Annotated in this window: 12 protein-coding genes; all 12 read right to left on the reverse strand. The window is 63.4% G+C overall.

The features are described from left to right. Nucleotides 1–655 (reverse strand): SDR family NAD(P)-dependent oxidoreductase (locus tag EN906_RS09750; protein ID WP_127375154.1); only part of this gene is annotated, 655 nt, incomplete at its 3' end. A gap of 13 nt (nt 656–668) precedes the next feature. Next, a complete protein-coding gene (locus tag EN906_RS09755; RefSeq protein WP_236383432.1) occupies nt 669–1,619 on the reverse strand; it encodes a 3-hydroxyacyl-CoA dehydrogenase in 951 nt (316 codons plus the stop codon). Then, a complete protein-coding gene (locus EN906_RS09760; RefSeq protein ID WP_127269454.1) occupies nt 1,607–2,482 on the reverse strand; it encodes an N-acyl homoserine lactonase family protein in 876 nt (291 codons plus the stop codon). The genes EN906_RS09755 and EN906_RS09760 overlap by 13 nt, the downstream gene beginning before the upstream one ends. Further along, nucleotides 2,454–3,071: a hypothetical protein gene (locus EN906_RS09765; RefSeq protein ID WP_127269455.1), complete on the reverse strand. Its 618-nt coding sequence runs from the start codon at nt 3,069–3,071 to the stop codon at nt 2,454–2,456. The genes EN906_RS09760 and EN906_RS09765 overlap by 29 nt, the downstream gene beginning before the upstream one ends. Beyond that, on the reverse strand, nt 3,064–4,104 hold the full coding sequence (locus EN906_RS09770) for a LacI family DNA-binding transcriptional regulator (protein ID WP_127269456.1): 1,041 nt from the start codon (nt 4,102–4,104) through the stop codon (nt 3,064–3,066). Before EN906_RS09770 ends, EN906_RS09765 begins: the two co-directional genes overlap by 8 nt. A gap of 20 nt (nt 4,105–4,124) precedes the next feature. Beyond that, nucleotides 4,125–5,414 (reverse strand): histidinol dehydrogenase, encoded by a 1,290-nt coding sequence (hisD, locus tag EN906_RS09775; RefSeq protein WP_127271660.1) that lies wholly within the window; start codon nt 5,412–5,414, stop codon nt 4,125–4,127. Between the two features lie 65 nt (nt 5,415–5,479). Further along, a complete protein-coding gene (locus EN906_RS09780; RefSeq protein ID WP_245456768.1) occupies nt 5,480–6,706 on the reverse strand; it encodes a sugar ABC transporter substrate-binding protein in 1,227 nt (408 codons plus the stop codon). 96 nt (nt 6,707–6,802) lie between these two features. After that, a complete protein-coding gene (locus EN906_RS09785) occupies nt 6,803–7,831 on the reverse strand; it encodes an ABC transporter permease (protein ID WP_127267390.1) in 1,029 nt (342 codons plus the stop codon). Further along, nucleotides 7,828–8,820 (reverse strand): ABC transporter permease, encoded by a 993-nt coding sequence (locus tag EN906_RS09790; RefSeq protein WP_127267391.1) that lies wholly within the window; start codon nt 8,818–8,820, stop codon nt 7,828–7,830. Before EN906_RS09790 ends, EN906_RS09785 begins: the two co-directional genes overlap by 4 nt. Continuing rightward, a complete protein-coding gene (locus EN906_RS09795) occupies nt 8,817–10,352 on the reverse strand; it encodes a sugar ABC transporter ATP-binding protein (protein WP_127267392.1) in 1,536 nt (511 codons plus the stop codon). The genes EN906_RS09790 and EN906_RS09795 overlap by 4 nt, the downstream gene beginning before the upstream one ends. Before the next feature lie 63 nt (nt 10,353–10,415). Beyond that, the gene (locus EN906_RS38180) at nt 10,416–10,751 is read right to left on the reverse strand and encodes an ATP-binding cassette domain-containing protein (protein ID WP_236383427.1); all 336 of its coding nucleotides are present in this window, start codon (nt 10,749–10,751) and stop codon (nt 10,416–10,418) included. A 462-nt stretch (nt 10,752–11,213) separates the two neighbouring features. Beyond that, nucleotides 11,214–11,352, reverse strand: a 139-nt coding sequence (locus tag EN906_RS09805; RefSeq protein ID WP_164777142.1) for an NAD(P)(+) transhydrogenase (Re/Si-specific) subunit beta, incomplete at its 5' end; no start/stop codon positions are given.

Below are 11,352 nucleotides of genomic sequence, written 5' to 3' on the forward strand. Positions count from 1 at the left end.
CGGGCGTGCCCAATCGCCCGAGCGGCGTCCGGTTCGCCTGTTCATCTCGCCAGGACTCGTCGCGGCCCTTGATGAAATCAGTGTCGACGACGCCCGGTGACACCGACACGACCCTGATTTTCGGAGCCAGGGCGCGCGCCAGCGACTTGGTTAGGTTGTCGACAGCGGCCTTGGAGGCGCAGTAGGCGATGTTGCTGCCCATGGCGGTTGCGCCGGCAATCGACGAGATGTTGACAACGACGCCGCTGGCGGCGCGGTCGAGCAGCGGCCGCATTGCCCGCGTCGCGGCGATGACACCACGCACGTTGACGCTGAAGATGCTGTCGATCAACGCGTCGTCCAGACCATCGAGGTCCGGATGCGGTACGAAACGGGTTATGCCGGCGCAATTGACCAGGATATCGAGCCGGCCGAACCTTTCCTCGATCTGGCCGGCCAATCGCGCGAGGCAGTCGCTGTCGGTGACGCTCGCCTCGGCGACGAGATGATCGCGGGGCGTTAGCGACGAGACCAGCGCTTCGGCCGCCTGGCGTGAACTGTTGTAGCCGACGACGACCGACGCCCCTTCCTGCGCGAGCCTCGATACGATCTGCGCGCCGATACCACCGGTCGCTCCGGTCACCAGGGCAACCTTGTCTTGCAGCATTGCCGCCATGGCCCTCTCCGTGTCAGACGCTGGTACGTTGCTTATAAGCGACGAGCGCCATGAGATTGCGGTCGCGCCAGGTGCTGCGTTCACCGAGGCGGGATGCCGACAGTTTCTCGCGGCGTTCGGCTTCGGCCTTGCCGATCAGCGCTTCGGACCAAGGCGCCAGATCGCGCCTTGCCAGTGCGATCGCGTGGTAGAGCGGCCCCAGACGCCGCGCATAGTCGGCAATCCCGCCAGGCGCGTTGAGGTCGATCGTCTCGAACGGTCCCATGAAGGACCAGCGGTAGCCAAGCCCGTGCGACACCGTCAGATCGATGTCGGCGGCACTTGCGACACCTTCCTCAAGCAATGCCCAGGCTTCGTTGAGCAGCGCACCCTGGAGCCTGTTCAGGACAAAGCCCTCCACCTCCTTGCGCACGACGATGGCCGCCTGGCCCACGGCTTCCATTTGTTCCCGTAGCCAAGGAACGATGTTTGCGTCCGTCCATGGCGCCGGAACCAGTTCGACCAACGGGATCAGATGTGGAGGATTCACCGGATGCACCACGAGGAAGCGTGCGCGTTTTACACATTGTTCCGTAAACGCCGAGGCAGGAATACCTGAGCTGGAGCTGCCTACGACGGCATCGGGCCGCATGGCCCGATCGATCTCGAGGCAGACGGCCTGCTTGACATCGCGCCGTTCGAGCACCGATTCCTGGATATAGTCGGCATCGGCAACCGCACTCTCGAGCGTGTCGACCACCCTTAACCGCCGCATGACAGGATCGATCGCATCGATCAGCCCGGCTTCGTGCATGTCGGCAAGACTGGCGCGGATCCTGTCAATCACCGCCACGCGGATGTCGTCGCTGCCGTCATAGATGGTCACGTCATGACCAGCACGAGCGAAGACGATCGCCCAGCCGCGGCCGACGAGCCCTGCCCCGACAATGGCCACCTTGCGGATTTGCTCCATTACTGCACCCACGATTTCTCGCCGTCCGCGAGGCAGATTTCAGTGATGCGCAGGCCATCCTTGGTGATGCGCGAGGGGAAACGGTCCTTCAGCCGCTCTTCGTGGATGGGAATGACGCGCCGTGCCTCGTAATTCACCTGCTTCATCATCTCCTCGGTCGCCAGCACGAGATTGGTCTGGCTGCCGACCGCAAGGCCCACCGGGACGTAGAGCGTCTCGACATCGACGGCAGCTCCCGAGCCCTCGATATTGTCGAAGACATAGACGAGATCGCCTGCCAGCACCCAGGTATCTTCGTTGCCGTTGCGTACGGTGACCCACATCGAACCGTAGGTGTGGCTATCGAAGGCGGGATGGAGATCGACGTTCGGCAGCACGTCCTGCTTTGCGCCATCGATCGTCACCAGCCGCTTCTGGCGGGCCAGGTCGACACCGCGTACGATATCGCCAGGGTCGACGGCGACGTTCATCCAGCGCATGCGGTCCGGCAGCGACATCGCCCAGACCCATTTCGCGATTTCGCGCTCCTGGATGTAGAAGGTAGCCTTCGGGAAGTCCTCGACATTGCCGAAATGATCGAAGTGGGCGTGGGTGACGAAGACCGTGTCGACGTCCTGCGGCGACAGGCCGATCTCGCTGAGGACGGCCTCGGGTGAGTGCCAGTTCTCGACGCCGAACTTGTCGCCGAGATGCTTGCCGTAGTCCTTGTTGTTGTAGCCGACATCGACCATGGCGACGTGGCCGTTGCCCTTGATCAGCGCATAGCAGTAGGGAAGCTTGACGTGACCCTGATTGTGGGCGCCGTAGAGCACGCCGCTCTTGTGGTAGTTGGTGACGTAGCTGTACTCAAGCACCCAGATCGAATATTGACCCATCGTTTCCTCCCTGTTTTCGCCAGCGCTGTGCACAACTGCAGCAGGCATGATTGAAATCGATCGGCGTCATGCCGGCGCGCGGCTCCGACGCCGCCTGCAGCCAGGCATAGGCGTGCTTGATCCTCTCCGCTGCCCGGTCGAGATGCTGCTGCCAGTCGCGCCGCAGCCGGGCCAGGCCGAATTCGTCAAGCACTTCGCCGAGCGTCGCGTGCGCGGTCTCCAGGCGCACGCAATGGGCCTCCAGACCGCGCGGCGTCTGCAAGGCGCCCAGGCGCTGCTTGACCTCGGCCCATTGTTCACAGGCCGCCGGGATATCCGGCAGGTCGAGCACATCGCGGCGACCGCCAGCTTCGGCCAAAACCAGCAAGCCCGCGACCTGCCCAATCAGCCGGCGCAGGCCGTCATAGATGGGACGGGTGGCGACCACGTAGCGGACGACGGCCTCGTCGGTCGCCCCGTCCTTGTCGATGGCTGGTTGGAATTGCCCGCTTTCAGCGTCCGACGGCTGCGGCGCTGCAACCAGCTCGCAGTCGTAGCGGTGAACGTTGACCGCGCGTTCGAAGAAGCGCTTTGCGGATAGATCAGTCATGATGCCTCCTGCGCGTCGTCGCGCGCTCGATCACGGCGCCTGGCGCAATCATCTGCACGACCGGCTCCCGGCCAGCATTCGTGCCCAGTTCCTTGGCCAGCGAAATCGTCGCCTCCAACATCTTTTCGATGGGCTGCTTGACGGTCGTCAGCCCGTGCGAAGGCCAATGCGCCATTTCGATATCGTCGAAGCCGACGATCGAGAGGTCGTCCGGCACGTTGAGGCCCAGTTCCCGAACGCCGTCGAGAAAGCCTATGGCGAGAATGTCGTTGGCGCAGAACACGCCGTCGGGCATCTCTTCAAGATCACGTAGCTTGCAGGCGGCCTCGTAGCCGGCGTGGTAGCTGAACTGCCCCGCATCGATGACGGCAGGCACTGCAAGGCCGCGCTCGACCGCGCGTTCGCTGAAGCCGCGGTGACGGGCAACATTGGTCGAGGCATCCGCCAGCGCGGCGATGTAGGCCAGGCGCCGGTGGCCGGTGTCGGCCAGATAGTCGGCAATGCTGCGGCCGCCCAGGATGTTGTCGCAGGAGATGCCGAAAGCGTGGTCGTCGGCCGACAGCCGGTTGAAGAAGATCACCGGCGTGCCGGCGTTGCGGCACTCCTGCGCGGCTTCCGACGACAATGTTGCCGCGAGAATGATGGCGAGGTCGGGCTGGTAGTTGAGAAGAAGGCGCAGCGCCTGGTCGACCTCGCCCGACTGGTCGGCCGCGACCAGCATCACGTTCATGTCGATGGCGCGCAGCTCGGTGGTGAGCCGGGTGAGGACTTCCGGGTAGAACGGATTCTTGATGTCGGCGACGACCACGCCGACAATGCGCGTCTTCTTGGTGATGAGACTGCGCGCGAAGGGGTTTGGCGAATAGCCAATCTCCCTCGCGCGGTTCAACACCACGTCGCGCGTGCCCTTGGCGATCACCGCATCGGCGTGAAAAGCCCTGGAGACGGTCGAAACAGACATGCCGAGGTCGCGCGCCAGATCCTTCACGGTCAGGCGGGGTTTGCTGTTCTTGTTGCGGGCGATGACCGACATGAAAACTCCGTTGCGCTGCCTTAGGCCTCGTTGCGACCTCCGTAGCGGCGGACCCGGATGTTGGCCTGCTCGGCATGTCCGTAGAAACCCTCCAGGGCACACAGGCGCGAACAGTACTCGCCGATCATGGCGCTCGCTTCGTCGGTCAGGACGCGCTGATAGGTGCAGGTCTTGATGAACTTGCCAACCCACAAACCGCCAGTGTAGCGGGCCGCCTTCTTGGTCGGCAGCGTATGGTTGGTGCCGATGACCTTGTCGCCATAGGCGACATTCGTGCGCGGCCCCAAAAACAGCGCGCCGTAGTTGCGCATGTTGCCGAGGAAGTAGTCGGGATCGCGCGTCATCACCTGCACGTGCTCGGAGGCGATACGGTCGGCTTCCACAACCATTTCCTCGTAGGAATCGCATACGATCACCTCGCCGTAGTCAGCCCACGCCTTGGCGGCGATCTCGGCCGTCGGCAGGATTTTCAGCTGCCGCTCGATCTCCGCCATGGTGTCGCGCGCCAGCTTCGGCGAATTGGTCAGAAGCACCGCCGGGCTTGTCGGGCCATGTTCGGCCTGGCCGAGCAGGTCGGTCGCGCAGATCTCGCCGTCGACGCTGTCGTCGGCGATCACCAGCGTTTCGGTCGGACCGGCGAACAGATCGATCCCGATGCGCCCGTAGAGCTGGCGCTTGGCCTCGGCGACGAAGGCGTTGCCCGGACCGACAAGCATGTCGACGCGCCCGATGGTCTCGGTTCCGAGCGCCATGGCGCCAACGGCCTGGATGCCGCCCAAAACGTAGATCTCGTCGGCGCCACCCATGTGCATGGCGGCGACGATGGCCGGATGCGGCCCGCCTTGGAACGGCGGCGCGCAGGCGATGATCTTCTTCACGCCGGCGACCCTTGCCGTCACCACGCTCATGTGCGCGGAGGCGACCATCGGATATTTGCCGCCCGGCACGTAGCAGCCGACCGTGTCGACGGGAATGTTCTTGTGGCCAAGGACGACACCCGGCAGCGTTTCCACCTCGAGATCCTGCAGGCAGGCGCGCTGCTTCTCGGCGAAATTGCGGACCTGCGCCTGGGCGAAGCGAATGTCCTCCAGATCCCTTGCCGAGACTTTGGAGATGGCCTGTTCAATATCGCTGTCGGTCAGCCGGAAGCTCTGCGGCGACCATCTGTCGAAACGCTCCGACAGTTCCCGGACGGCGGCGTCGCCCCGCTTCTCGATATCGGCGAGGATCGTCTCGACGGTCGTTCGGACAACCGCGTCGCCCTGGGCGACAGCCTCGGGATCTCTGCCCCGCTTCAGAAAGGTCGGCATGTTCTCATCCTTGTCTTGGGTGGGATGGACGGCAGGGTGCCGTCCATCGATCGCATTGCTGGTCGTCAGGGCTTCACCGTCGGCTCGATCTTGGTGAGCTTGTATTCGTCGGCCGGGGCCTTGCACGACGAGCAGTTGATGCCGGGCGCGTCGGGCGCCTGCTTCACATCCGCCGGCAGCGGCTGGATGGCCGCTCCGGGCGTCGGCTTGCCCTCGAGCGCCGACTGTAGCGACAGTTCCGGCAGAAGCTCGGGATTGAAGACCTCGGTGACGAAGGATGAGGGCACCTTGTCGGACGGGAACACGTTGCAGCCGTCGGCGAAGGTGTCGCCCTTGCAAGGCTTGACCTGATCAGCCGGCACCCAGGGCAGCGGGTACTCGATGTTCATCGGCTTCAGGTCGCGCTTCTTGGTCAGGATCTCCATCATCAGCTTGAAGGCGTAGCCGGAGGTGGCGGGCGGCGAGCCGGCCGAGACGCCTTTGAGACCCATGCCCTGCATCTTCGGATCGGCAAGGCCGAGGCGGAAGCCGTCGGAGTTCTCGCCGGTCATCGGCACGAGCTTGTTGCCCTTGTCGAGCTGCGCTTGGATCGCACCGTATTCGCCGGCCTGGGCCCAGATGCCGTCGACGTCCGGATGCGCGGCGAGCGCCTTGGCCGTCTCCTGCTGCGTGGTGCGGTCATCCCAGTAGGAATAGTATTCCGCGACCACCTTGATGCCGGGATACTGGTTGAAGATGTGCATCGCGCCGTCGGTGTGGCGCTTATCGACCGAGTTGCCCGGAACGCCACGGCTCAGGAAGATGTTGCCCTTGCCGCCGAGGATGTTGACCAGCGCCTGGGCGCTGTTCTCGCCGAAACCAGCGGTGATGTAGCTGACGTTGTAGGCGCAGGGTTCGGTCACCGTCGCGTCATACATAAAGAAGAGCACGCCCTTCTGGCAGCCGCGATGGATGGTGCGGTTCAGCGCCGTCGACGAGATCGGGAAGCTGATGATGCCGTCGGCGCCATCCTGGATCATGCTCTCATAGGCCGAGATCTGCGCCTGCGGATCGGTGCCGGAGATGACCTCCTTCAGCTCCACGGTCTTGTCGTAAGGCGGCGTCTGCGCCAGCGCCTTGACGATGTTCGCGGCCTCCGACTGCCAGGAATTGCCGCTGTAGCTCAGCGACAGATAGACCTTGAGCTTCTTGTCCTGCGCGTCGGCATGGTCGATGACCGTCGCAACGCCCGCAGTTGTGGCAAGCGTCAGCGACGCGGCCAGTCCCAGTCTTCTTAACAGCTTCATTTCCATCAACCTCCCTTTGGATTTGGCCCTTTCAGGTGCCGGACCAGAGCTTGTGAGAACGTTCTCACAATTGGACAAAAAGTATCACACGCAGGCGCATGGTCATTTCCTTCGCGTCAGCAACCGATTTCCGATGTGGGTCAGGAACTCGCCCCGCAGCACCAGCAGCGCCCCGACGATGATCGCGCCCTCGATGATGGTGCGCCATCCCTCGCTGAGCCCGATGGCCGAGATCATCATGCCGAGCGTGGTCAGAAGGATTGCGCCGCCGACCGTACCGATGAAGGTTCCGCCGCCACCGAGGATCGAGGAGCCGCCGATCACGACGGCGGCTATCGAGGGCAGCATGTAGCTGTCGCCCATCCTGAGCGTCGCGCCGTTAGAGTAGCCGACCAGCATCATGCCGACGAAGCCGGCGCAAACGGCGCTGATCGCATAGGGCATGAGTTCGAGCCGGTTGACGTTGACGCCGGCGATGAGCGCGGCGTTCCTGTTGGTGCCGAGCGCGCGAAGCCGACGTCCTAGCGCGGTGAAGTTCTGCAGCAGCCAGCCGAGCAGGATGAAGGCGAGGGTGAAGTAGATGACCACCGGCACGCCGAGAAACCACGCCTTCATCAGCCATAACAGGGCCGATGGCGAACCGCCGCGCGGCGTGCCGCTAGTATAGCCGAGCGCCGCGGAGGCGATGACGATCGACGTCGCCATCGTCATGATGAAAGGCGGCACCTTTAGCCAGACGATACCGACGCCGCTCACCGCGCCGACCAGGGCACAGATGAGCAGGATGGCCGGCAGCATGTACCAGATGCCGGCGTCGTTCGTGCCGATCCAGTTCGTCGTCAAAACGCCGCCGAGCGTGATGAGCGCGGGTATCGACAGATCCAGTCCGCCGATCAGGATGACAAGCCCCTGCCCAAAGGAAAGGATGATCAGGAAGGATGCAAGGATCAGCACTGTGAGAACCTGGCTCCAGGAGCCGAGCGCCGGGCTGATGAAGCGCGAGCACAACACGAGCACGATGCTCAGTCCGAACACGACAAGTGTGTTCACCGTTTCGCGGTCCAGCTTCTGCCTGCCGCGCTGGTCGGAAGAGGCGTCGAAAGGCATCGCCATGTCCTTATGCGCGTTCACCGGGCGTCGTCCTTCTTGAGCAGGCGCGCCACCGCGTTGCCGAAGACGATCGCGAGCACCAGCACGAAGCCCTGGAAGATGCCGGTGTAGAAAGACGACACACCGCCCGAGAACAGCACTTTCTGCAAAAGCATGAGCGTGCCGGCGCCGAGGATCGAGCCGATAAGGCTGCCGCGGCCACCGCTGAGCGGTGTGCCGCCAAGCGCCACGGCGGCAAAGGTGAGCACCAGGAATGGAGTGCCCGCCGTCGGATTGCCGGTCGCGGTCTGGGCGCTCAGCATGAAGCCGGCGACGCCATAAAGGATGCCAGCGCCGACGAAGGCAGTGATGCGCACGCCCGATACGGCCACGCCGGAGTAACGGGCCGACTGCTCGTCGGCGCCGATCGCATAAAGGCCGATGCCGGTGTTCGTTCGCCGGAAGGCCAGCCACAGCACGGCGGCGGCAACCAGGAACAGACCGGCAATCGGAACGACACCGAAGAGCGTGTCGGTCAAGGTGTAGGTGACAAAGTCGGAGACCATGCCGCCGGGCGCGTCGAGGATGACGAGCGCCAGCCCCTGGCAGATGATCATCGTGCCGAGCGTCGCCGCGATGGTCTGGAGCCCGAGCCTGGCAACCAGAATGCCGTTGATCATGCCGACGATGGCGCCGATCGCGCAGCACATCAGCAGGCTGATCAGCGCTCCGCCCGGGCCGTCGAGCGGATAGACGGCCATCAGCACGTTGGTCAGCGAGACGACGCCCGCGACTGACAGGTCAAAGCCGCGACTGATGACGACCAGCGTCTCGCCCGCCGCCGCCAGCGCCAGCGGCGTCGAATTGTTGACGAGGTCGGTGAATGTGTAGACCGAGAGCGCATCGGGCTGCCAGAACGCGTAGAGCGCGTAGAGCAGGACGTAGATCAGCGCGACGATACCGGTGCCGCTGATGACGGCGCGCCAGAAAGGCGAGCGGCGAGGCGCTGGATTTGCCGCGATCGCGCTCATGCAGCCACTCCCTTCGCCGCACTCCGAGCGTGGCCGATCAGCGCGCCGACGATGGTCTGCTCGTCGATGGCGTCGCCCTGATATTCGGCAAAGATGCGGCCGCCGTAGAGCACGATACAGCGATGCGCGAGATGGACGAGTTCCGGCAGTTCGGATGAATAGAAGAGCACCGAGCCGCCGTCGGCGGCGAATTTGCGAATCGCCTCGTAGATCGACTGCTTGGTGCCGACATCGACCCCGCGCGTGGGATCGAAGAGCAGCAAGGTGCGCGCGCCGGTCATCATGACGCGCGCCAGAAGCGCCTTCTGCTGGTTGCCACCCGAAAGCTCGTCGATCTTGAAATGCAGGTAGCGCTCCTGAAGGTCGACCGCCGCGGCGGTTTTCCTCGCGGCGCGACGCTCGCCGGCGGGCCAGACGATGCCGCCCTGCGCAATGCGGGAAATGATCGGCAGCACCATGTTGCTGGCCGTGGTAAGGCCGCCGAGGATACCTTCCGATTTGCGATCCTCAGGCAGGTAGGCAAGGCCGTTGCCAAAATAGAGCGCGTCGCCTGGGCTGCCGATATGAGCGCGCACGCCGTCGATCTCGATGCTTCCGCCCTTCGCCTTGGCAAGGCCGACCAGTGTCCTGAACAGGTCGCGCTGCCCTTGACCTTCAAGCGCGGCGATGCCGACGATCTCGCCCTGCCTGACATTGAACGACACCTCGTTCAGGATGCCGCCCGAAAGGCCTTTGACGCTCAGCGCGATGGGCGCGGCATCACCTGCTACGGGCAATGTGTTGACCGTTTCACGCGCGCTGCGGCCGACCATCATCTCGAAGATGTTCTCGTCCGAGGCGCCCGAAAGCTCGACGGTGCCGATGCTGCGGCCGTTGCGCAGTATAGTGGCACGCGAGCACAAGCTGCGTACTTCCCCGAGGCGATGGGAAATATAAAGGATTGCGGTCTGCAAGGATTTTTGCCGCCGCACCAGCTCGAACAGCCATTCGACGTCGGCCAGCGCGGCCGTCGGCTCGTCGAGGATCAATAATTTCGAAGCGTGGGTGAAAGCACGGACGATTTCGAGCCGCTGACGGTCCGACAGCGAGAGCACACCCACGGGCGTGTCAGGATCGAAATACGCCAAACCATAATCCTTAAGCGTCTTTCGAGCGGAGGCTATCGCCGTGCGATGCGACGCGAGACCGAGCATGCCCCTGGGCATTTTCGGCAGCATCAGATTCTCGGCGATGCTGAGGTTGGGCAGCAGGCTGAGTTCCTGGAAGGCCGTCGCCACGCCCTGCGCCCGCGCACCGACGATGTCGTGCGGCGCATAGGGCGCGCCAAAGATCGACAGCGATCCGCTGTCCGGCTTCACCACGCCGCTGAGGATCTTGACAAGCGTCGACTTGCCGGCGCCGTTCTCGCCCAGCAGTGCATGGACTTCACCCGGACGCAGGTCAATGGAAACGGAATCGAGCGCGACTGTCGGTCCGTAAGACTTCGCAATCTTGGCGATGCGAACGGCTAGAGGGGTCTCGTCGGTGCTCATCCCTCCTCCCAAGGTAAGGTCGCAACTGCAGTGAGAACGTTCTCTGAGAACGTTCTCACCCTTTCATAAACCGATATTCGTTGTCAACCGGGTATTTGGCGGCCGCATCTCGCTCGACGGCATAGTTTGCGACTTCGCTTCGACATCGACACCGCGGGTCGGCTCATCGAGCAACAGAATTCGGCTGCCGGCATAGACCCAGCGCCCAATCACCACTTTCTGCTGGTTGCCGCCCGACAATGTGCCGACCGGCGTGTCGATCCGCGCCGTCTTGATGCCGATACGACGAATGATATCGCCCGCCGCGTCTGCCATGCGTGATGCCGAGATCACGCCGTTCACCGCCACTCTCGAGAAGTCGGTGGCGACGGTGTTCTCGTCAACGCCGAGTAGCGGCAAGATGCCATCCTCCTTGCGACTTTCAGGCTCATCCCGATTCCGCTTTTGACTCTCTCGCCATACGAGGCACTGGTGATGTTCTTTTGATCGAGCAAGACCGTACCGGCACGCACCGTATCGACCCCACCGATCGCCCCCAGCAGTTCGGTGCGGCCCGAGCCGAGCAGGCCGGCGAAACCCAGCACCTCGCCTCGCCTCGGGATCGAACGAGACACCTGAAAGCTTCGGTGGCACGGCAAGATCGCGCACCGACAACACGTTGTCTCCGCCCCTCGCCTCTCCTTTGCGCCACGAGTTGACCTAGCGCAGCACCGAGAAGCCTTAGGCGCCGGGCGGACCTGGAGGCGCAACCACCGACACCGACATTCGCTGATGGTGGCCATCTGAATTGAGAATTCGTCTCGAAGCAAAACAGCAAGATAATCCGGGTACACAATGAGGCGTGTCCCAGCCCTGATCCCATCAGTGATCCATCGCCTTGACGATCTCTTCAGTCATCTTCTTGGCATCGCCGAGCAGCATCATGGTGCCGTCCTTGTAGAACAGCGTGTTGTCGATGCCGGCATAGCCGGAGCCGAGCGAGCGCTTAACGAACAGGCAG

Source organism: Mesorhizobium sp. M7A.F.Ca.CA.004.06.1.1, assembly GCF_003999135.1.
Lineage (GTDB): Bacteria > Pseudomonadota > Alphaproteobacteria > Rhizobiales > Rhizobiaceae > Mesorhizobium.

Coding starts and splice junctions, on each gene's coding strand:
- EN906_RS09765 (WP_127269455.1), bottom strand. CDS start 3,071: ATGACTGATCTATCCGCAAAGCGCTTCTTCGAACGCGCGGTCAACGTT.
- EN906_RS09770 (WP_127269456.1), bottom strand. CDS start 4,104: ATGTCGGTCATCGCCCGCAACAAGAACAGCAAACCCCGCCTGACCGTG.
- hisD (WP_127271660.1), bottom strand. CDS start 5,414: ATGCCGACCTTTCTGAAGCGGGGCAGAGATCCCGAGGCTGTCGCCCAG.
- EN906_RS09790 (WP_127267391.1), bottom strand. CDS start 8,820: ATGAGCGCGATCGCGGCAAATCCAGCGCCTCGCCGCTCGCCTTTCTGG.
- EN906_RS09795 (WP_127267392.1), bottom strand. CDS start 10,352: ATGAGCACCGACGAGACCCCTCTAGCCGTTCGCATCGCCAAGATTGCG.
- EN906_RS09760 (WP_127269454.1), bottom strand. CDS start 2,482: ATGGGTCAATATTCGATCTGGGTGCTTGAGTACAGCTACGTCACCAAC.
- EN906_RS09780 (WP_245456768.1), bottom strand. CDS start 6,706: ATGGAAATGAAGCTGTTAAGAAGACTGGGACTGGCCGCGTCGCTGACG.